We start from the raw sequence: 17487 nt of genomic DNA, 5'->3' as shown, positions 1-17487 counted from the left end.
TGACGCGGGGTGGCCGCGCCCGTGTGCGCCGAGGCGCGGGGATCCGCCGGGTGGCCACGGTCGTCGGTGGCCGCCCGCGTCTGCGGAGGGTGCTTGGTCTCTGTGGTCCTGGTCGCTGTGGTCCTACCAGGTAACGGGCAGCTCGATGGGGAAGCGTCGGATCGTCTCCGTGTCCCAGCGCACTTCCTCGGGCGGCACCGCCAGCCGGAGCTCCGGGAACCGCTCCAGCAGCTGCCCGATGGCGACTTCCAGTTCGGCCATGGCCAGCGGCACGGCGACGCACAGGTGTCCGCCCCAGCCGAAGGTCATGTGCGGCAGGGCGGGCCGGTCCGGGTCGATGGTGTCCGGGTTCGGGTAGCGCTCCGGGTCACGGTTCGCGGTCAGGTAGGAGACGTGGACGAAGTCACCCGCCCGGATCTGTACCCCGTCCATCTCCACATCTTCCAGTGCCACTCGTGGAATGCCGACCCCCTTACGGAAGGGGATGAAGCGGAGCAGCTCGTTCACGACGGCGGTCAGGTTCTCCGGACGGCTCCTGAGGTGCTTCAGCAGCTCGGGACGGGTCAGCAGGAGGTAGGAGATGTTGCTGATCTGGCAGGTGGCCGTGTCGTGTCCGCTGAGCATCAGCGTCAGTGCCATGACCGCCAGTTCCCGGTCGTCGAGCGCGTCCTCGCCGTCCTTGGCGGTGGCCAGCACGCTGATCAGGTCGTCCCCGGGGGAGCGCCGCCGTTCTTCGACCAGGCCGCCGAAGTACGCCCGCAGCTCGGACTTGGCGGTCGCGGCGCTCTCGCGGCTGTCGGGGCCGGTGGAGAGCAACTGGTGGACGTACCGGTCCATCCGGGGCCAGTCGTCCTGGACGATGCCGAGAACGTCGCAGATGGTGTGCTGCGGGAGCCGGTTCGACAGGTGGTGCGCGAGATCCGCGGGCGGTCCCTGCGCGGCCATCTCGTCGAGCAGGGTGTCCGCGAGGCGAGTGATCCTCTGGCGCATCCGCTCCACGTGCCCCTTGGTGAAGGCCTGTGATGCCAGGCGGCGCAGACGGCTGCTGTGCGGCGGGTCCATCACGTTGATCGACTCCGGGGAGACGATCGGCTCCGGCGTCAGCCGCGGATAGTCGAACCCCATGATCCCCGCCCGGCTGAACCGCTGATCGGTGGTCACCTGCCGCACCGCATCGAACCCGGTGACCAGCCAGGCGTCGGCGTCGCCGTACGGCAGCCGGATCCGGGTGATGGAATCGCGGGCCATGAGCGCCGCGAGGGAGGGGTCGAATTCCAAGCCCGTACTGAAATCAAACGGACATACGATTGCTTTGCTGTTGGGGGGCATGACGCAGTTCTCTCCAGTTCCAGCTGCCGTCGCTATTCCATCGCTCCTCCATGCATATGCCATTTCCGCATCGCGCATCCGTCCAGGCACCTCGGCATGCGCTATTTGGCCCCCGCCTCCACCCCGTACCGGAGAGCGGCGGGCGGGGCTCGGGCGGCCCAGGCATCCTGGGCCGGTGACGCGAGCGGCCGGAATCGGCCGGCGATCGGCAGCGGAGCACGTGGCCCGAACGGGCTCCTCATGAGCGGGGGCGATGATGACCTGATGCGGTGATCCTCGACTCCCCGCAGTCGCTGACCGGCGGGGCGCGTCGCGTCCCCGCCGCTCGGAGCGCTGGGGAAGTCACGCTCACCGCGAGACGCCGAGCCCCGCCCGCTCCAGCTGCTGCACGAGCAGGAGCAGGTCGGCGGGGGCGGCGGCCAGCCGGACCGGAGTTCCGGAGTCGAGGAGCTCGGCGACGTTCCAGTGGGCCGGCACGGTCCGCTCCATGAAGCGTTTCGGCCGCCGTATCCCCTGTACGGCGAAACGTCCCACGGGTATCTCCTTGCCGCCGAAGCGGCCGGGACCACCGTGGGACAGTACCGCCATCGGCCCCGCGCCGACGGCGATATGGCTGCCCTGCAGACCCGCGTCGGATGGCATGCCCTGCAGGAAGCGGGCCGGCAGAACGACGTCCTCCCCCTCGGCCAGCGGGCGCGGCTCGAGGGGCGGCGTCCGGCCGCTCAGCTGCCAGGCCCGTGCCAGCAGGACGAGCACCGCGAGCAGGCCGGCGGCCGCCACCGGTACCGCGACGGCACGGCCCGGTCGGGCTCCGGCGAGGGGGACCGCCCACAGGGCGGCGACACCGAGCGGCAGCAGGAAAGTGAACACGCTTGGCGACGTCGGTTCGTCCGCCGCGACGGGGCGACCGTCGCGGCGCCGGCGTACCAGCGTGAGGACGACGAGGGCGCCGGCCACGAGGATGCAGAAGACGACACCGCCGGCGATGCCCCCGGGACGCGGCACGCCCTCGTTCGCGGTGTGCCGCTCGCTCGCGACCTTCATCAGGGCGCCGCGCCACCACGTCAGCGTGACGTGGTCGCCCGCCTCGAAGGCGGTGGCGGTGTCGTACGAGACGTTCAGCCGCTCCACGGGCCTACCGCCCGAAAAGTACAGCCAGTCGTCCCTGTCGGATCTGTTCAGCTTGGCCGTGGTGCGCTCGATCACCGCGGGCAGCGTCGTCACGCAGTCGGCACGCACATCGACCGGCGCCGCGGCCGGGCACGGCGTGGCAGCCCGCCAGTCCCGGTCCCGCCGCTCCTCGGAGGACACTCCGACCACGGCGAAGCAGGCGGCTCCCACGACCGCCGGCACGCACAGCAGAAGCGGCAGCAGCCGCGCCCGTACGAAGTGTCCGACCCGCCGGCGCGGGGCCGGCTCGCTCATTCCCGACATGAGCCCGATGCTGCCACCTGCCGCATCCCCGGACAATGATCCAGAGCCAACCCCTCTCGGCAACTGCCGCGCCCACGCGTGGGTTTGGGTCCCGGACAGGCACGGACGTGCTGACGGCCGACAGGCCGCCGCGCAGGATCAGCACGCAACCATGCCTACGGGCACCAGTGACGGCCGGCGCTGCTCCGACGCGATCCGCGCACGCTGGTCGCGCCGGCCGTGCCGACGGCCCGATGCTGCACAGCAGTTGGTTCCGCGGGACCGCCCTGCCCAGGACGCGTCGGTCCCGGCCACCCGTGGTCCTCACACATGGTGGAGCGGCGCGCCGACAGGGCTCACGGGCGCGGTGGCGAGGTGGTGAACGGTCAGCTGCCGGCCAGCAGTTCGAGCGTGTCGATCACGCGGTTCGAGAAGCCCCACTCGTTGTCGTACCAGGCGACCACCTTGATGTGGCGGCCGTCGACCCGTGTGAGGGCCGAGTCGAAGATCGACGAGGCGGGGCTGCCCGTGATGTCGGAGGAGACGAGCGGATCGTCCGAGTACTCGAGGACGCCGTTGAGATGTCCCTCCGCCGCGGCGCGGTACGCGGCCAGTACCTCGTCACGCGTCACATCGCGGCTGACGGTCGTGTTGAGTTCCACGATCGAGCCCACCGGCACCGGGACCCGGATCGAGTCACCCGACAGCTTGCCCTCCAGGTTCGGCAGGACGAGGCCGATCGCCTTGGCGGCGCCCGTCGTTGTCGGCACGATGTTGACGGCGGCGGCACGGGCGCGCCGGGCGTCGCGGTGCGGACCGTCCTGCAGGTTCTGCTCCTGGGTGTAGGCGTGCACTGTCGTCATGAAACCGTGCTCGATGCCGGCGAGTTCGTCGAGGACCGCCGCCAGCGGCGCCAGCGCGTTGGTCGTGCAGGAGGCGTTGGAGATGATGGTGTGGGCGGCTGGGTCGTAGGCGTCGGTGTTCACCCCGAACGCGAGCGTGACGTCCGCTCCGTCCGACGGCGCGCTGACGAGCACCTTCTTCGCGCCCGCGTCGAGGTGTGCGCGGGCGGCCGTGGCCGACGTGAAACGGCCCGTCGCCTCGAGCACGACATCGACGTCGAGCTTCGCCCACGGGAGCTGAGCGGGTTCGCGCTCGGCAAGAACCGCGATACGACGGCCGTCCACGACGAGGGCGTCCCCGTCCACGGTGACCGGGCGCCCGAGCCGGCCGGCGGTCGAGTCGAAGGCGAGCAGCCGCGCAAGACCAGCAGGCTCCGTAAGGTCGTTGACAGCGACGACCTCGAGGTCGCTGTCGCGTTCGAGCAGTGCGCGCAGCACATTGCGCCCGATACGGCCGAATCCGTTGATGGCGATGCGAGTCATGAGTGGGGTGTCCTTTCTGTTCACCACCACGATGGCGCGCACGGCCCGCTCGTGGCATCGGCGGGAGCGCCACGGTCCGCAAGGATCGCGCCATCCGACGACGAGCTACTCACCCCGGGCAAAGGTGCGTCGGTACTCGCTCGGGGTGGTGCCGAGGATGCGCTGAAAATGCATCCGGAGATTTGCTCCCGTGCCGAGACCGACCTCGGCGGCGATCTGCTCGACGCTCCGCTCCGAGCGCTCCAGCAGCGCACGGGCCACGTCGATACGTGCGCGCCTGACCCACTCCATCGGGGTGTATCCCGTGTCCTCGCCGAAGCGCCGCAGGAAGGTGCGCGGTGAGACGGCCGCATGCCGAGCGAGGACTTCGAGAGTGAGGGGCTCGCCCAGTCTGTGCAGAGCCCACTCGCGGGTGGCGGCGAACCGTTCGCCGAGGGGCTCGGGCACGCTGCGCGGCACGTACTGAGCCTGACCGCCGCTGCGGTAGGGAGCCGCGACCAGGCGCCGGGCCGCGTGGTTCGACGCTGCCACTCCGAGGTCGCCCCGCAGAATGTGGAGGCAGAGGTCGATGCCCGAAGCGGCCCCTGCCGACGTCAGCACGTTTCCCTCGTCGACGAAGAGCACGTTCTCGTCGACCTGAACGAGTGGATGCTTCGCCGCGAGCGCCCGCGTGTAGTGCCAGTGGGTGGTCGCGCGCTTGCCGTCGAGCAGGCCCGTGGCCGCGAGCGCGAAGGCACCGGTGGAGATGGCGGCGAGCCGTGCCCCCCGGTCACTGGCGGCGACCAGCGCCTCGACGACGGCCCGGGGCGGATCATCCTCGTCCGGGAACCGGTAGCCGGGGATGAAGACGATGTCGGCCCACGTGAGCGCGTCGAGCCCATGGGCGACGTGGTAGGACAGGCCGTCGCCGCCGGTGACGAGGCCGGGCGCCGCGCCGCACACCCGTACCTCGTACGGCATGCTCGCGCGCGTCGTGAACACCTGCGCGGGGATGCCGACGTCGAGCGGTTTCGCACCACTGAGCACAAGGACGGCGACGCGGCGCAGACGAGAGGTGGGCACGAGCGTCAGCCTACGCGGAGCCCCTGAGGGGGCGGCGGTGATAGGCCCGTTGAGCTGGGCGTGAGTCCGAGCAACTGGTCTGTGCGCGGCTCCGCGACGCGTCGGTTCGACCAGTTAGTGTGTGCGCCGCTACGCGACGCGCCGGTTCGGGCCGGCCGCACGCCCGGTCATGAGGTGGGGCCGGACCGCCGCGGCCCCCATGGCGGCGATCACCAGCACCCAGACCACGCCGGCGACCCAGATTTCCCAGCGGCCCAGTGCGGTCATCCACGACGTCCCGGTCGCGCGCCCCAGTTCATGGGTGGTGACCGCGTACATGCCGATGGGGAAGACCAGGTTCCACCAGCCGAGCTCGTAACGGAACGGAACCTTTCGCAGGACGTGCCGCCATACGCCCAGAGCCAGCAGCAGCGGAATCAGCCAGCTGGCGAACGACCACAGGACGACGGACGATCCGGCGACGACCGAACGTGAGAGCAGCATGCTTCCCGCCGGGAGTGCGAGCAGCCTCGTCCCGGCGAGCACGCTGATCGCCGCCGCGCCCATGCAGATCCACGACGATGTCATGAGGTTTCCCGGTGCCACCGGCCGCGCCAGTAGCCTGGCCAGGACGATCGCGGCGGTCAGCAGGTACTGCATCAGCCCGATGCCCCAGCAGACCAGGGCCAGGACCTGCAACTCGTGGCTCGACGTCGGCCGGGCCAGACCCGCCGCCGCGACCGCCACCGACTGGGATCCGACCGCCCAGAGGAACCAGGTGCCGTTGACCTGGTCGAACGACGCGTCCCGCCGTGTGCTGGCGATCAGACCGAGGGGTATTCCGTAGCCGAGCAGCAGCCACCCCACCGCCCCGAACGCCAGGAACCCCCCGGCTACGGAGGTGTGTCCGTCCGCCACCATGCGGGCGGCGATCACATTGGCAGCGATGCTGATGGTGAGGAAGGCGAATGCGCGCGGCCCGACGAGATCGGCGACGAAGCGCTCCCGCCGGCGCAGCAGCCGCCATACATAGGCGGGCAACAGCACCGCGCAACCCGCCAGGCCCACCACCAGCAGGGCGAGCGAGGCGGTGTGGGCACCGTCCGCGTTCAGGGCGGTGGACACGATGCCTGTGCCCATGACGAACGCGAACGCTCCCGGATTGAGGTTCGTGATCTTGGCGGAGACCACTGCCCGGTATCCGGACGGAGGTGGAGGCGCGGGTGGGTCGGGCTCGGAGCGGTCGGCACCTGTGAGCCATTGCGCGAGGACGGCGGCAGGGCTGTGGTCCGCGTCCTCGGCGGCGGTCAGCAGGGTGAGCTTGCCGTCGTCGGTGAGGTCACGCAGGCGGCTCGCTGCCGATCGGTGTGCAGGATCGTCGAGTTCGGCGAGATAGCGGCGCCGGAACTCCGCGAAGCGAAAGGGGTCATGGCCGTACCAGCGCTGCAGTTCGGTGGATGGCGCGACGTCACTCAGCCACTCGTCGAGACGCGCGTCGTCCCTGCTGATGTCCGGCGGCAGGACACGATCGACCAGCACCCGCTTGCCGTCCGCGAAAGACGGCCGCTCGAAGACTCTGCGACAGGTCACCTGCTTGGCCATGACGCCCCTTTCGCGGGTGGGTGACCCGGGCCGTTGAGGCGATCGGCGCTACCTGCCCCCGCGGCGGGGTCCTTGCCCTGGGTTCGGCCCGTTCTCAGGAACGTCGATGCCGGTGGGCCACAGTTCCGAGCGTCAGCAGCGTGCGTCACCAACCGCACATCCGGCCTTCCGGCAGCTCCATTCTAGTAAGGCTCCGATCGAACGGCTCAGGCTGAGTGAGCGGAGGGCACGCACCGGACGGCGCGGTACACGCACAGGGCACCGCGGCCGCCCCGAGCCGCTACGAAGCGTGGTGTGCGACTACCCAGTGCTCCTGGGCGCTCGCGGTGCGGGTGCCATGACTACGTACGTCCCGGCTGTGCGGAGCCGACCGGCACCGCGGTGACCAGGGCCTGTGCGATGGCCTGCGCGGTCAGGCCCGCGTCGGCGAGGACCTCGGCGCGGGTCCCCTGCTCGGGGAACCCGTCGGTCACTCCGAAGGCGCGTACGCGGACCTGGAGGTCGGCCTCGTGCAGGGCCTGGGACACCGTGGCCCCGACGCCACCGTGTCGAAGGCCGTCCTCGACCGTGGCGACCAGCCCGTGATCGGCGGCCAGCCCCAGCAGCTCGCCCGGAAGCGGCTTGACCCACCGCGGGTCCACCACGGTGACCTGCACACCCTGCTCGGCGCAGAGCTCCGCCGCTTCAAGGGCGGTCTTCGCCATCGTGCCGACCGCGATCAGCAGGACGCCGGCGCCCCGGGCCTCGCGCAGCACGTCCACCCCGCCGACCCGGCGGACCGCGGGGAGCGGGGGTGGGACCGCGCCTCTGGGGTATCGCAGGACCGTCGGCGCATCGGTGACCGAGACGGCCTCTCCCAACTCCTCCCGGAGGGTGAGGACATCGCGGGGAGCCGCGATGCGCAGGCCCGGGACGGCCTGGAGCATCGCAAGATCCCACAGTCCGTTGTGGCTGGGTCCGTCGTCGCCGGTGACACCGGACCGGTCGAGGACGAGGGTCGCACCGAGCCGCTGCAGCGCCAGGTCCATCAGCACCTGGTCAAGAGCGCGGTTGAGGAAGGTGCCGTAGACGGCGACCACCGGATGCGACCCCGCCATCGCCAGTCCGGCGGCAGAGGCGACGGCGTGCTGCTCGGCGATCCCGACATCGAAGAACCGCTCCGGATACCGGGCGGCGAAATCCCTGAGGCCCACCGAGCCGGGCATGGCCGCGGTGATAGCCACGATCTCCCGGCGCTGTGCCGCCAGCGACACCAGTTCCTCGCCGAACGCCGCCGACCAGCTCCGACCACCTGGCCGCAGCGGGCGGCCGGTCCGCGGGTCGATGGCACCCACGCCGTGCAGATGATCCTCGTCGTCCTGCTCGGCAGGCGGGTAGCCCAGCCCTTTGCGCGTGACGCAGTGGACGATGACGGGTGCGCCGTGATCCTTGGCGCGTTCCAGTGCCGCTTCCAATGCCGGGATGTCGTGCCCGTCGACGGGGCCCACGTACTTCAGGCCCAGGTCGGAGAAGAGCGGCTGAGGCGCGAGGGCGTCCTTGAGCCCTTCCTTGGCGGCGTGCAAAGTGCGGTAGGCAGCCCGTCCCGGCGTTCCGGCGCCGCCGAGGGTCTGTCTGCCCCATCCGAGCAGTCGCTCGTAGCCGGCGTGCGTACGCAGGGCCGCCAAGTGCTGTGCGAGTCCGCCCACGGTCGGTGCGTACGAGCGTCCGTTGTCGTTGACGACGATCACCACGGGCCGCCCGGGTGCCGCCGCGATGTTGTTGAGTGCCTCCCAGGCCAGCCCCCCGGTGAGTGCCCCGTCGCCGACGACGGCGACGATGTGACGGTCCGTTTCCCCCGCAAGCTCTCTGGCCTTGGCCATGCCGTCGGCGTACGACAGGGCCACCGACGCGTGGGAGTGCTCGATGTGGTCGTGCGCGGACTCCTCCCGGCTGGGGTATCCGGACATTCCGCCGCGTCGGCGCAATCCCGGGAACCGATCGGCCCGACCGGTGACGATCTTGTGGACGTACGCCTGATGCCCGACGTCCCACAGCAGTGTGTCGCGCGGTGAGTCGAAGACCCGGTGCAGTGCCAGGGTGAGCTCCACCGCGCCCAGGTTGGGCCCCAAGTGGCCTCCTGTGACCGCCACATGGCGGATCAGGAAGTCGCGGATCTCCTCGGCGAGCCGGATCAGCTGCGCGCGGCTCAAACTCCGCAGATCCGAGGGTTGGTTGATGCGTGCCAGCAGCGTCATGCCACTGCTCCTCCTTGATGCTGAACCACAGAGCTTTGACGGCGGCCCTGCGCGCAGGGCCGAGCGTGCGCGTTCCTCGACGTGGAGGGCGGTCAGGCCCTGATGCGTCGGCAACGGGTGCGGCGCGAGGCGCGGAGATCCTGATGACCGCGCGTACGGGACCGAGGGGCCTCGGCCCTGCGGTGGGCGCGGAGTTCATCGCCCCGCCCGAGGCCTGCGCGCGGGCGAGGTCGCTGCCGTCCCGGCCGTCCACGACGAACCCCACTTCCCGGTCTTCGTCGTGGAGTCCGGACGACGTCCACATCGAACCCGGCATCTATGACGGCCGGTCGCGGCGTGAGCGGGTGGGTGCCGACCGTTGATTGATCGTGCCGTGCCGTCACAGCGCAGAACGCCCCCTGTCCTCTGTTCCGAACCGTCCGCGCCGGACCCGCCAGGACTTTCGTCCGCGTACGTGACCAAGCCCTCGGCGTCCGTTGCAGTGGTCAACCCGATCGGCCACGTCACGCTCGGTGATGACGCTACGGCTTCATGAGAGCCGGGACAGGGGGCCGGACGTGCCACGACTACCTCACATCAGGACGTCGGGCCGGTCGGCCGGACTCCGCGGGGAGTGCTCCCGTCGCACGGCCGAGGCGCGGACGGGGTGCGCCGTGTCCTGATCCGAGGGCTTCGAGTCCGCCGGACCGGCCATGGCCGCCGTGCGGAACCTGGTTGTGAGTATTCGGTCGCGGGTTCGTGACCGAAGCGCCGACCCCCGGGAACGAACATGACTGACCGTACTTCGGCCGACTTCCCCCAGCGGCAGGCTCCGGGGGTCCTCTGGACCCTGGGCCTCCTGCACGGCGAGTTGCGGGCACGGCATGGTCTGTCGCTCCACGGATACCTCGTCCTCGGCGCCCTCGCCGAAACCGCGGGCGGGGCCGCGCCGGTTGCTGAGCTGACCGACTTCCTCGGGGAATCGGGGGGTCGGATGTCCTACGTCCTGAGGGAGATGCAGGCGTCCGGCTTGATCGAGCGTGATCGGTATGACCGCGACCGACGGGCGGTGAAGGTCATGCTGACCGACACCGGAAGAGGCATGTTCGCCGACGCCGAAAGGACCGCGCGGGCGATAGTGGGCCGACACCTCGTGCCCGGCTCGGCCGCCGCCCTTGCCGAATCCCCCGCTCCGGCCCTCCGACCGGCAGGCGCGCACGGCCTGCCCCGGCCGGGAGGCACCCGAGGCACCCGGGGCGCCCCGGGCGCCCCGGGCGCCCGTACGGCGCTCATGGGCGACGCCACCCGCGAACAGCCGGGACAGCAGGCATGAGCGCACACGGCTAAGCGGCACGGGGGAGAAGGCCACGGGCGGCCTTGACCCGCCGTCGAAGGCGCCGCCTCCGGCCGTCACCGCCGGCGGGATCATCCCGTCGGCCGTGCGCCCGGACACGGTCGATGTGGTGATCTGCCGCATCTGTCCGCAGGACCACGACGACACCGGTGTTCCGATTGCGCCGGATGGCGGGTTAAGGTCGCGTTCTGCGAAGATCTTGTACGGAGGTACCCGGGATGGAGAACAGCGCGCCCGCCCGCCGAGGCCGCCCGCCGGGCACCCGGAACGCCGGGGGCGAGCTGACGAGCCGCCAGTCGGCCATCGTCGGCTACATCACGGAGACGGTCGACCGCCAGGGCTACCCGCCCTCGATGCGGGAGATCGGCCAGGCCGTGAACCTCTCCAGCACCTCCTCGGTCGCCCACCAGCTGATGGCCCTGGAACGCAAGGGCGTCCTCTACCGCGACCCGCACCGCCCCCGCGCCTACCGCGTGCGGCCCTCCTGGGCGCCCGACCTGGGCAGTGCGAGCCAGGCGCCGGTCGACGTACCCCTCGTAGGACGTATCGCCGCGGGAGCACCCCTGCTCGCGGAGGAAATGGTCGAGGACGTCTACTCCCTGCCCCGCCAGATCGTGGGCGACGGCGACCTGTTCGCCCTGACGGTCTCCGGCGACTCCATGATCGACGCGGCGATCTGCGACGGCGACATCGTGACCGTCCGACGCCAGGACAGCGCCGACCACGGAGACATCGTCGCCGCGCTCCTGGAGGACGAGGCCACCATCAAGGTGCTGCACCGCCAGGACGGCCGGGTGTGGCTCATGCCCCGAAACGCCTCCTACGAGCCGATCCCCGGCGACGACGCGCAGATCCTCGGCAAGGTCGTCGGCGTCCTGCGCCTGCTCTGAGAACGCGGACCGGCGGCGCGTCGGCGGGTACGTCCAGCCCCGACAGGACAAGGCGAGAGCCCGCGCGACCGGGGTCTCCGTAGCCCTGACGAAGGCGCACGGTGCCGACGGCCGTGCCGGGCTCGGCCCCCGGGGGCGGGCAGCGACCGCCGTAGGACGAGCGTGCGCGACGCCGCCGCCGCTCGCCGAGCGGCTCCACCGCGCTGAACGCGGCTACTGGCCGGCGCTTCGCGGTTGCCCGCCGCGGTCGTGTGCCCTCGAGGAGCTACGGAAGGCGGTCGGGGTCTCGCCGGCCAGCTTGCGGAAGAACTTGGTGAAGACCGTGGCCTCCGGGAAGCCGATCCGTTCGGCGATCGCCCCTGCGGACAGGTCGGTGTGCACGAGCAGGCGTTTGGCCTCCAACAGGACCCGGCTGTCGATGAAGCGCTTGGCCCCGCACCCGGCGGCGTCACGGGTCGCCCGGGTCAGGGTGCGGACGCTGTAGCCCAGGTCCCTGGCGTAGTCGTCCACCCGGTGGCTGCGGGCGTAACCGCGCTCCACGGCCTGCTGGAAACGGCGGAACGCCTCGGTGCCCGCTCCGTCGTCCGACTCGTCGCCCGTGGAGGGCTGCTGGTGGGAGAGGTGCAGGACGAGTGCCGCCAGCAGGTGGCGCAGCACCTCGACGTGTGCCTCCAACGGCAGGCCGCCGAGCCCGTGGTACTCGCTGTCCAGCAGGCCGAGGGTGTTCCTCAGCGCGTCTCCCGCGGCGCCCGAGGGGGTCAGCGGACGGTAGGGGAAGTACTGGTCTACACGGGCGACCTCGGCGGTGGTGGTGTCCAGGAAGCCGGGCTGGAAGAGGACGACGGTTCCTTCGGCCGAGGCCAGATCGGAGCGGAACTGGTGGATCTGACCGGGGCGCGCCCACAACCAGTCGCCCTCGGTCAGCTCGTGATCGGTGAAATCCAGCGAGCAGCACAGCGTGCCGGTGTGGACAGTGATCAACTCGTGGAACGCGATCCGGACCGGTGAGTAGGGGTCGACCCCGTGACCACGAGCCCGGGCACTCAGGTCGGCGAAGTCGAGTACCTCGACCCCCGGCGGAGCTCCGGCGGATGACTGGTAGGGGACCTCGGTGATGTCAGCGTGTCCGTTTTTGTCCATGGCTTTTCTTCATCCTACGGCTTTGACCAGGGAGATCGAACCTAGTGTGAAGCGCGGGAGCGGAGTGGTGACCGAGGTGGTCCGTCCCCTCCGCACCCACTCACCTCTACCCGCTCACGTCTACCGAGGAGCTGAGCCCTGTGCGATTGATCGTGGCGATGACGGGGGCGACCGGCTCGGTGCTCGGCGTCCGCCTGCTGGAGAATCTCAGCCGGCTGCGCGAGGTGGAGACCCATCTGGTCCTCAGCCGCTGGGCGCGTGCCACCATCGAGTTGGAGACCGGGCTGTCGGCCCGCGACATCGGTGCCCTCGCCGACGAGGTGCACTCCCCCGAGGACCAGGGCGCCAGGATCTCCTCCGGGTCGTTCAGGACCGACGGGATGGTGATCGTCCCGTGCTCGATGAAGACGCTAGCCGGGATCCGCGCCGGCCACGCCGACGGACTGATCGGCCGGGCGGCGGACGTGGTGCTGAAGGAGCACCGCAAGCTGGTGCTCGTTCCGCGTGAGACACCGCTGAGCGAGGTCCATCTGGAGAACATGCTGGCGCTGTCGCGCATGGGCGTGCGGATGGTGCCTCCCATGCCCGCCTTCTACAACCACCCCGCTTCCGTCGACGACATCGTCGACCACATCACAGCCCGGGTCCTCGACCAGTTCCACCTTCCCGCGCCCGCCGCCAAACGGTGGGACGGCATGCGAGCCGCCCACGCCCAAGAGCTCAGGGCAGCGCTCTGATACCTCACCACGACTGTCACCAAGGGGTTCACATGGCCTATGACGATCTGCGCAGCCTTCTCGAAGTGCTTGACAGGGAAGGGCAGTTGCTCCGGATCACCAAGGAGGTGAAGCCGGAGCCGGACATCGCCGCTGCCGCCAACGCGGCGCCACGCCTCGGGGATGCGGCGCCGGTCCTCTACCCCGATGAGGTACGACGAGAACGAGTACGAACTGGCCGGCGCCCTGCGCGGCGCCCCGGCACCGATCGCGACGGCGCCCCTGACCGGGCTGCCGGTGCCGTGGTGCAGCGAGGTCGTGATCGAGGGTGTGATCGAAGGTCGCAAGCGCGAAGTGGAAGGCCCCTTCGGCGAGTTCACCGGCCACTACTCGGGCGGTCGCAGCATGCCGGTGATCCGGATCGACAAGATCTCCTACCGCAGCAACCCGGTCTTCGAACTCCTCTACCTGGGCATGCCGTGGACCGAGATCGACTACCTGATGGCCGCCAACACCTGCGCCCCGCTGTACGAGCAGCTCACGAAGGACTTCCCCGAGGTCCAGGCGGTCAACGCCACGTACACCCACGGCCTGGTCGTCATCGTCTCCACCAGGAAGAGGTACGGGGGCTTCGCCAAGGCGGTCGGAATGCGTGTCCTGACCACCCCGCACGGACTGGGATACCCCGCCACCGTGATCGTGGTGGACGAGGACGTCGACCCCTTCAACCTTCCGCAGGTGATGTGGACGGTCTCGACCAAGATGAACCCCGCCGGCGACCTGATCACGATTCCGAACCTGTCCGTGATGGAGCTGGGCCCGCAGGCGAACACACCCGGCATCGTCGACAAGCTCATCATCGACGCCACCACACCCGTCACGCCGGATCACCGCGGCAACTACGGCAACCCGGTACGGGACCTGCCCGAAACGGGCGAATGGCTCGCCAGGCTCCGGCAACTCGCCGCGGAACGCTGACGAAGCCGAACTCCCTTCCTCCACACGTGAAAAGGAACCACTGCCACGGAAGGCACCGGCATCTGTCCGCGTTGCGCCCACGAGACCATCGAACAGCTCTTCAGCTCTCCCGTCCCCGGCGTATGGGTCGTGCTGCAGTGCCGGCATTGCCTCTACTGCCGGCGTACCAGTGAACCCGTCTGCCGCACCGAGCGTGACGTCTATCCCGACAGTTTCAGGATGACCGTCGACGACATCGCCGGCGCCGTCGACGTACCGCCCGTCCCCCCGCTCCTTCGACGGAGCTGAGACAGGGTCACTTGTGGCGCTCTGTCCGCCACTCGGCCGCGTCGGTGTCGCCGTCGGCGGCGGCCGTAGCCGGGTGGCGCAAGAGGATCCCGGCCTTCTCTTCCAGCAGGGCCACCGCGAGCAGTTCGCCGTCCGCGGGCCCATAGCGCTCGAGTGCCTCCGCGTGGAGGCGACGGACGGTGTCCGCGACGCTGTGGGGCGTGGCGAGTTGCTCAGCCAGTGCGGTCACCGCCGTCAGTTGGTCGTGGATGTGGTCGAGGCCGAAGTCGGTGAGGTAGTCGCCCGCCAGGAGGGCGGGCAGGTCGTGGCGGATGAACGCGGTCGAGGCGGGACCGGCGGCCAGGGTCTCGGTGAGCACGCCCAGGTCGATGCCTGCACGTCGCCCCAGGAGAAGAGCCTCGGCGGTGGCGGCGGCCTGGCCGAACCACAGGAGGTTGACCAGCAGTTTGGCGACGTAGCCGGTGCCGGGTCCACCGACGTGCGTGATGCGGTCGGACACCGCGGACAGCAAAGGGCGGTGGCGTTCCAGGAGGGTGTCCTCCCCACCGACGAAGACCCGCAGCCGCGCCGCTGCGGCGTCCGCGGGTGAACCTCCGATGGGCGCCTCCCGTACACCGACTCCGTGGGCGGCGGCCCGCTTCCAGCAGGGTTCGGCGCCGGTCGGCGTGTTACTGCTCATGTCGATCCAGGTGGCCTGGGGCGCCAGCGCGCCGAGAACGGCGTCGTCGACCGCTGCCGCCACCTCGACCGGCCCGGGAAGGACGGTGAGGAGCACGTCCGCCCCCGCTGCCGCGGCTGCCGCCGAATCCGGGGCCAGAGCCCCGTGCGACAGGGCCGCTTCCCTGCGCTCGGCCAGGACGTCGCAAGCCCTCACCCGGTATCCCGCGCGGACGAGACCGGCGCACAGCGGTTCGCCCATGCGACCCACACCGATCATGCAGATCGTCGACATCGGTGGATGATATCCGGGCGCGGCTCGGGTACTTACAGCCCCACGGCGCGCGATCGCCGGACCGCCGCGTCACCGGTTCGTGTACGGCTCGAAGGCGGTTCGGAGGAGGTTCGGAGACTCATCCCCGCCTACCGCGGCTGTGGGCCCGTCGGCCTGTGGGGCCGAGGTCGGGAGGGACGGGCGCCGTCCGGTGCGAGCGGGCAGCGGAGCGGATTGCCGGAGCCCGGTCAGCGCACGACGTCGAGGACGTTCATCTGCAGGCCGTTGGCGTACACGGCGTGCTCGACCAGCTTCAGCTTCTGCGTGTCCTTGTCGCTCGCCGGGAACAGCCGCTTGCCCGCGCCGAGCAGCAGTGGGAAGACGAGCAGGTGGTACCGGTCGATCAGGCCGGCGTCCGCGAGGCCGTGGTTCAGGGCGACGCTGCCGTGGACGATGATCGGGCCGCCGTCGGTCTCCTTGAGAGCGGCGACCTCGTCGAGGGAGCGCAGGACGGTGGTCTCGCCCCAGTTCGACACGAGCTTGTCCTCGGTGAGGGTGGTGGACACGACGTACTTCGGCAGGGTCTTGTAGTGGGCGAACTCGGCCATGTCCGGCCACACCGGGCTGAACGCCTCGTAGCTGGCGCGTCCCATCAGGAACGCGGTGGATTCCTCCTGCTCCCGCCCTTTGATGGTGAACGCCTCGGGGACGAACTCGATGTCCTTGAAAGTCCATCCGGAGTTGCGGTAGCCGGGCTCGCCGCCCGGGCCCTCCACGACGCCGTCGAGCGAGATGAAGGCGGAACTGATCAGGGTACGCATGCTGGATTCCTTCGGTGTCGGTGGACGTGTCTCGGTTGCTTGCCGCCGTTTCGAAGCGCGCGGAGCACGTTCGAGGTGGCGGCCTTCCGGCGAGGATTCCTTGCGGGGCGCCACTGCGGTGTGCGGACTTCGGTCACGGCAAGGTCCAGCACCGCTCCAGGATGCAACCGACAAAAATTATTGTCAAGACAGTTCGAGTTGTCGGGAGGTCTCGTGGTGATCAGCGGCTGAGGGGTTGGTGCCGCCGCCGTCGAACAGTCGGTGGGCGATGCCTGGCGGGCGGGACCGCGAAGTCCTGCCGACATGGGTGACGGGCGGGGTGGGGCAAGGCGAGGTAGGGCAGGGAGCCGGGGGAGGAGGCCGTCAGGCGGTCCATCCGGTGGTGCGCGTGACGACCCGATGTCCGTCGGCCGCACGTCGGCGACGACCTGGGCAACGGTTCGGAGGTGAAGGGCGCCCGGCCCGTGAACGAGGTGTGCGCTGACCGGTCGCCGGCTGAGATCTGTACGCAACGCGCTGGTCCGCGAGGCCCGCGAACTCGCCGCCGCGGACTCCCCGGTCGGGCGGAGGCCGCGACCTCGTGACCGGCCTCGTCGTTGGGACGCCTGGCCGATGCGCTCGGCCGCCGGTACGCGTCCCGAGAACGCGCTGACCGCGGCACGGGACTCGGGGTGCTGCTCCGGCACAGGCCGCGTGCGGCTGCTCGCGAGCGGCTCGTGCTGGGGACGACCGCGCGCCGCAGTCGTTCGGCCGGCGGCGGCCGCTTCGAACTCCCGTCGGCGCTGGGCCGGTTCGGGGTGATGTAAGGGTGTGCCCTCGTGGGCTGTCAGGGCGCCGGTGCCCGAGAGTGGCCGCCCGGCGCTCGACGGTCAGGGCTTGGGCGCCAGCTCCGCTTCCTCCCGCCCGCGCGCCGGGCGAGGAACCGTCGTCAGGAAGCGCACGTTGCCCGCGGGGACGACGGCGTCCGTGTCATCGACGAAGGCCACGCGCACAGCGCGGTCGCCGTCCGCGGAGCGCCGCAGGGTGCTGGGCCCGGTGGAGGGCGGCCGGTTTTCGTCGCCCCACTGCTGGAGGGCGGCCAGGACCAGCCGCAGCTGTTCGCCGGCCGGCGTCAGGTGGTAGCTGAAGCGGGTGCGCGCACCGGGCTCGCGGTAGGGCCGCTTCTCCATGACACCCCCTTCCACGAGGGTGCCCAGGCGCAGCGTGAGGACGTCGGGGGCGATGCCGAGGCGGTCGCGGAAGTCGGCGAAGCGCGTCACGTCCTGCAGTGCCGCCTCGCGGAGGACCAGCATGGACCAGCGGTCCCCGACGATCTCCAGGGAGCGGGCGATCGAGCAGGTCTCTTCGCGGTCGCGGTCTTTCCGCGTGGCCTTGGCGGGCGTCATG

General features: G+C 70.5%; 15 protein-coding genes. 5 read left to right on the top strand and 10 right to left on the bottom strand.

Features of this window, described 5'->3' with window-relative positions; translation table 11 throughout:
• Positions 1–123: 123 nt before the first annotated feature.
• The 6 genes from OHB41_RS01215 to dxs form a co-directional block, all read right to left on the bottom strand.
• Complete coding sequence (locus tag OHB41_RS01215; RefSeq protein ID WP_266696082.1) at positions 124–1329, bottom strand: cytochrome P450; 1206 nt, start codon at positions 1327–1329, stop codon at positions 124–126.
• Positions 1330–1677: 348 nt separating this feature from the next.
• Positions 1678–2754 (bottom strand): hypothetical protein, encoded by a 1077-nt coding sequence (locus tag OHB41_RS01210; RefSeq protein ID WP_266696081.1) that lies wholly within the window; start codon positions 2752–2754, stop codon positions 1678–1680.
• A gap of 374 nt (positions 2755–3128) precedes the next feature.
• Positions 3129–4127, bottom strand: a complete 999-nt coding sequence (gene gap, locus OHB41_RS01205) for a type I glyceraldehyde-3-phosphate dehydrogenase (RefSeq protein ID WP_266696080.1) — start codon at positions 4125–4127, stop codon at positions 3129–3131.
• 105 nt (positions 4128–4232) lie between these two features.
• Positions 4233–5189 carry a GlxA family transcriptional regulator gene (locus tag OHB41_RS01200; RefSeq protein WP_266696079.1) on the bottom strand — a complete coding sequence of 319 codons (957 nt, stop codon included), beginning with the start codon at positions 5187–5189 and terminating at the stop codon, positions 4233–4235.
• A gap of 129 nt (positions 5190–5318) precedes the next feature.
• Positions 5319–6770 carry an SLAC1 family transporter gene (locus tag OHB41_RS01195; RefSeq protein WP_526024872.1) on the bottom strand — a complete coding sequence of 484 codons (1452 nt, stop codon included), beginning with the start codon at positions 6768–6770 and terminating at the stop codon, positions 5319–5321.
• Between the two features lie 341 nt (positions 6771–7111).
• Positions 7112–9004: a 1-deoxy-D-xylulose-5-phosphate synthase gene (gene dxs, locus OHB41_RS01185; protein WP_266696078.1), complete on the bottom strand. Its 1893-nt coding sequence runs from the start codon at positions 9002–9004 to the stop codon at positions 7112–7114.
• A 769-nt stretch (positions 9005–9773) separates the two neighbouring features.
• Here dxs and OHB41_RS01180 point away from each other — a divergent pair.
• Both OHB41_RS01180 and lexA read left to right on the top strand, forming a co-directional pair.
• On the top strand, positions 9774–10316 hold the full coding sequence (locus tag OHB41_RS01180; RefSeq protein WP_266696077.1) for a MarR family transcriptional regulator: 543 nt from the start codon (positions 9774–9776) through the stop codon (positions 10314–10316).
• Between the two features lie 239 nt (positions 10317–10555).
• Positions 10556–11227 (top strand): transcriptional repressor LexA, encoded by a 672-nt coding sequence (gene lexA, locus OHB41_RS01175; RefSeq protein WP_266696076.1) that lies wholly within the window; start codon positions 10556–10558, stop codon positions 11225–11227.
• A 213-nt stretch (positions 11228–11440) separates the two neighbouring features.
• On the opposite strand, the gene OHB41_RS01170 is transcribed toward lexA, so the two are convergent.
• A complete protein-coding gene (locus OHB41_RS01170; RefSeq protein WP_266696075.1) occupies positions 11441–12367 on the bottom strand; it encodes a helix-turn-helix transcriptional regulator in 927 nt (308 codons plus the stop codon).
• A 131-nt stretch (positions 12368–12498) separates the two neighbouring features.
• Between OHB41_RS01170 and OHB41_RS01165 the strand changes: the two genes are divergently transcribed.
• From OHB41_RS01165 to OHB41_RS01155, 3 genes are all read left to right on the top strand, one after another.
• Positions 12499–13104 (top strand): non-oxidative hydroxyarylic acid decarboxylases subunit B, encoded by a 606-nt coding sequence (locus tag OHB41_RS01165; protein ID WP_526025025.1) that lies wholly within the window; start codon positions 12499–12501, stop codon positions 13102–13104.
• A 186-nt stretch (positions 13105–13290) separates the two neighbouring features.
• Positions 13291–14061: a UbiD family decarboxylase domain-containing protein gene (locus OHB41_RS01160; protein WP_323138340.1), complete on the top strand. Its 771-nt coding sequence runs from the start codon at positions 13291–13293 to the stop codon at positions 14059–14061.
• A 60-nt stretch (positions 14062–14121) separates the two neighbouring features.
• On the top strand, positions 14122–14349 hold the full coding sequence (locus tag OHB41_RS01155; protein WP_266705568.1) for a non-oxidative hydroxyarylic acid decarboxylases subunit D: 228 nt from the start codon (positions 14122–14124) through the stop codon (positions 14347–14349).
• 7 nt (positions 14350–14356) lie between these two features.
• Here the strand turns inward: OHB41_RS01155 and OHB41_RS01150 are convergent, their stop codons facing one another.
• The 3 genes from OHB41_RS01150 to OHB41_RS01140 form a co-directional block, all read right to left on the bottom strand.
• A complete protein-coding gene (locus OHB41_RS01150; protein WP_266696073.1) occupies positions 14357–15301 on the bottom strand; it encodes an NAD(P)-dependent oxidoreductase in 945 nt (314 codons plus the stop codon).
• A 227-nt stretch (positions 15302–15528) separates the two neighbouring features.
• Positions 15529–16101, bottom strand: a complete 573-nt coding sequence (locus OHB41_RS01145) for a dihydrofolate reductase family protein (protein ID WP_266696072.1) — start codon at positions 16099–16101, stop codon at positions 15529–15531.
• An 869-nt stretch (positions 16102–16970) separates the two neighbouring features.
• Positions 16971–17486, bottom strand: a complete 516-nt coding sequence (locus tag OHB41_RS01140) for a winged helix-turn-helix transcriptional regulator (RefSeq protein ID WP_266696071.1) — start codon at positions 17484–17486, stop codon at positions 16971–16973.
• Position 17487 lies beyond the last annotated feature (1 nt).

Origin of the sequence: Streptomyces sp. NBC_01571, assembly GCF_026339875.1 — a bacterium.
In the GTDB taxonomy this organism is placed as follows: domain Bacteria; phylum Actinomycetota; class Actinomycetes; order Streptomycetales; family Streptomycetaceae; genus Streptomyces.
The sequence above is the reverse complement of the archived record's forward strand: the minus strand, read 5'-3'. Positions and strand labels throughout refer to the sequence as shown.

Coding starts and splice junctions, on each gene's coding strand:
- OHB41_RS01215 (WP_266696082.1), bottom strand. CDS start 1,329: ATGCCCCCCAACAGCAAAGCAATCGTATGTCCGTTTGATTTCAGTACG.
- OHB41_RS01210 (WP_266696081.1), bottom strand. CDS start 2,754: ATGAGCGAGCCGGCCCCGCGCCGGCGGGTCGGACACTTCGTACGGGCG.
- gap (WP_266696080.1), bottom strand. CDS start 4,127: ATGACTCGCATCGCCATCAACGGATTCGGCCGTATCGGGCGCAATGTG.
- OHB41_RS01195 (WP_526024872.1), bottom strand. CDS start 6,770: ATGGCCAAGCAGGTGACCTGTCGCAGAGTCTTCGAGCGGCCGTCTTTC.
- dxs (WP_266696078.1), bottom strand. CDS start 9,004: ATGACGCTGCTGGCACGCATCAACCAACCCTCGGATCTGCGGAGTTTG.
- OHB41_RS01180 (WP_266696077.1), top strand. CDS start 9,774: ATGACTGACCGTACTTCGGCCGACTTCCCCCAGCGGCAGGCTCCGGGG.
- lexA (WP_266696076.1), top strand. CDS start 10,556: ATGGAGAACAGCGCGCCCGCCCGCCGAGGCCGCCCGCCGGGCACCCGG.
- OHB41_RS01170 (WP_266696075.1), bottom strand. CDS start 12,367: ATGGACAAAAACGGACACGCTGACATCACCGAGGTCCCCTACCAGTCA.
- OHB41_RS01160 (WP_323138340.1), top strand. CDS start 13,291: ATGAGGTACGACGAGAACGAGTACGAACTGGCCGGCGCCCTGCGCGGC.
- OHB41_RS01150 (WP_266696073.1), bottom strand. CDS start 15,301: ATGTCGACGATCTGCATGATCGGTGTGGGTCGCATGGGCGAACCGCTG.
- OHB41_RS01145 (WP_266696072.1), bottom strand. CDS start 16,101: ATGCGTACCCTGATCAGTTCCGCCTTCATCTCGCTCGACGGCGTCGTG.
- OHB41_RS01140 (WP_266696071.1), bottom strand. CDS start 17,486: ATGACGCCCGCCAAGGCCACGCGGAAAGACCGCGACCGCGAAGAGACC.